General features: G+C 43.2%; 2 protein-coding genes. Both read left to right on the top strand.

The features are described 5' to 3' along the window. Positions 1-8 precede the first annotated feature (8 nt). On the top strand, positions 9-269 hold the full coding sequence (locus R7Z47_RS24645; RefSeq protein WP_005463779.1) for a hypothetical protein: 261 nt from the start codon (positions 9-11) through the stop codon (positions 267-269). Positions 270-293: 24 nt separating this feature from the next. After that, a partial coding sequence (locus R7Z47_RS24640; protein WP_318130737.1) for a response regulator transcription factor occupies positions 294-754 on the top strand: 461 nt, incomplete at its 3' end.

Below are 754 nucleotides of genomic sequence, written 5' to 3'. Positions count from 1 at the left end.
GAGAGGTTATGAATCTTCAAATCAAAACCATCAACAACGTACTGTTTGCTTCGCTCGTTGTTTCTATTTTTGGATTAGTTGCGATGTACCTGAACAATACGCAGCAAAGTGATCAAATAGAGCAATTGCGCGGACAGCTTATCGAAAAAGAAAATCAGATCGTCATTTCAAACGAAGCATTGTCTTACACCCGTTATCAACATCAACTTTTAGCCGAAGACTACAGTCGTTTTAGAGATGAGCAGTCAATAAACAGAGTACTTCGTTAGTCGCTACCAGCGTTGAGGAGAGAGATGAAACCAATCTTATTGGTCGACGATAGCAAAACGGTATTGCTTTACATGACCTCCGCATTGCAAAAGCAAGGGTACGAAGTCATCGCTGTGGAGGACGGTGAGTCTGCACTTGAAGTCCTGACGCACCGAAAAGATATTCAGTTTGTTCTCAGTGACCTGATGATGCCTGGGCTCAGTGGTATTGATTTGTGTCGTGTACTCAAATCTGCGGCGTTTGAGCGGTATATCTTTTTTGTCCTGCTTTCTTCACGCAATGATCAGGGCTCGATTGTCAAAGGCATTGACGCTGGCGCGGATGATTTCGTAGATAAAAAAACGTCGGTAGAAGAGCTTCAAGCACGCATACGAGCAGGTTTTCGTACTCTCGATTTGCACAATATGTTACTCGCGAGAAATCAAGAATTAGACATCGCTTACCAAACGATTCGACAAGATCTAGAATCTGCTGGTGATCTCAT

This window comes from Vibrio sp. 1641, assembly GCF_033339995.1.
In the GTDB taxonomy this organism is placed as follows: domain Bacteria; phylum Pseudomonadota; class Gammaproteobacteria; order Enterobacterales; family Vibrionaceae; genus Vibrio; species Vibrio alginolyticus.
Note: the sequence above shows the minus strand (reverse complement) of the source record. Positions and strands in the feature narration are given on the sequence as shown.

What these genes read in the sequence shown, in the direction of transcription:
- R7Z47_RS24645 (WP_005463779.1), top strand. Translation starts at nt 9, where the DNA reads ATGAATCTTCAAATCAAAACCATCAACAACGTACTGTTTGCTTCGCTC.